The following is a 1,699-nucleotide window of genomic DNA, read 5'->3' as shown; positions in this document are numbered from 1 at the left end:
ATAGTAACAAACAAAGAGAATCCCACCCGTGAATACGTCAAATCTATCATGGATGCCCGTTGGTCTGTTGAAGTTTATCATCGAGAAGTTAAACAAAATTGTGGTATTGAACGCTGTCAGGCTCGCACGAGCCGAGCGCAAAGAAATCATATTTTTCTCGCTATTTCTGCGTGGTTTGAACAACATAAACGTCGTATATCTGAAAAAATAACCCTTTATCAACAAAATTGGGACGTAATCAAAAATGCTATTGCTGAGCACATCCGTGTTTTATTAGCGTACCCAAATTAGTTTTCTGCGAAACTCGTGAATAATACAAAATAAATAATAATATTTACTATTATTTATTTAATTTAACTAATTCAACAATACTATTTTACTATAATATACAACTCAATAAGTCCATCTAAAACATTGTAATTCTAATATCCTATTTTATATTAAGCTATAGACATTATCATTATTAATAAAATTAAATCATTTTAAATTAATAAAAATATTTTAATACAACAATATATAACAATTACATTAAAAGTTAAGATATATTAATGCAATCTAATTGTAAAATAAAGATTGGACACTCTATCTTTACTATTTTTTAAATAATATATAGTATTTAAATTTCATCTGATGGATAAAAAATCATTGTAGAAACTTATTATTATAAGCATAAAAATACTTTTAAAAAATATGTTATTTTCATTTAAGGATATAAAATTATCTGACAAGCAAATATTATTTAAGCTTTAATTATAATTAAAAAATAAATAGTTTCATAACTAATATAACGTAAAGTTATATCATTAAATTTACGATAAAAAATAATAAAAATCTGCTATATTAATTTATATTTAAGCTTCTACTTTAATAATAAAATTAATTTATAATATTTTTCATACACATAACTTATGGAGAAAATAATGCATAAAAGTATGACTGCTGTACTGCTTTTGCTCTGTTCAGTTACTGCCTTAGCAAATTCACCGAAAATCGTTGCGCATCGTGGAGGAACTGCCGATGCGCCAGAAAATACCATTTATGCCATTGATCAGGCATTGAAAAATGGCGCCGATAAAATATGGATCACCTTACAACTTTCCAGTGATAAAGTCCCCGTATTATATCGTCCATCGGATTTAAATACATTAACCAATAGAAGTGGCCCGGTTTCCTCTTACTCTGCACAGCAGCTTATAAAGGCTGATGCCGGCTACCGTTTCGGTTCCCGTCATAACCATCTTTATTGCAATAAAGGAATAGTCATTCCGACCTTGAAGCAAGTACTGCAACAGTTTCCAGCGACCGATTTCTATATCGATCTAAAATCTCCCGATGCCGATCCTTACGAACAAGCAAAAGCAATTGAAAAAGTGTTAAAAGAAGAAAAAGCGTTTCGACGTACTCGCTTTTATTCCACCAACCAAGCTTTCTTGAATGCTTTATCTGATCATGTACAACGTTTTGAAAGTCGTGATGAAACGCGTGATGTTCTGGCAAATATTACTATAAACTAGTTGCTGAATAGAGACTTGCATTTTTTGTCACGCTATTGAGAATAAAAAGAGGTTTAACTTAGAGAATAAAGGTTTGAAATGATCAACAAAGAGCGGCTGTTACGAGATAATCGTTTATGTAAAGCAATCATTGGATTATCAGTCGAAGAATTGAAAAATTTAGCCGCTGAATTTTCAGCTTGTTA

Annotated in this window: 2 protein-coding genes; both read left to right on the top strand. The window is 30.4% G+C overall.

Annotated features, from left to right (window positions below):
• Positions 1-291, top strand: a 291-nt coding sequence (locus CBG25_RS03760) for a transposase (RefSeq protein ID WP_290603789.1), incomplete at its 5' end; no start/stop codon positions are given.
• A gap of 629 nt (positions 292-920) precedes the next feature.
• Positions 921-1,514 (top strand): glycerophosphodiester phosphodiesterase family protein, encoded by a 594-nt coding sequence (locus CBG25_RS03755; protein WP_290604611.1) that lies wholly within the window; start codon positions 921-923, stop codon positions 1,512-1,514.
• Positions 1,515-1,699: the final 185 nt, after the last annotated feature.

Source organism: Arsenophonus sp. ENCA (assembly GCF_002287155.1).
GTDB classification, from domain to species: Bacteria; Pseudomonadota; Gammaproteobacteria; order Enterobacterales; family Enterobacteriaceae; genus Arsenophonus; species Arsenophonus nilaparvatae.
The sequence above is the reverse complement of the archived record's forward strand: the minus strand, read 5'-3'. Positions and strand labels throughout refer to the sequence as shown.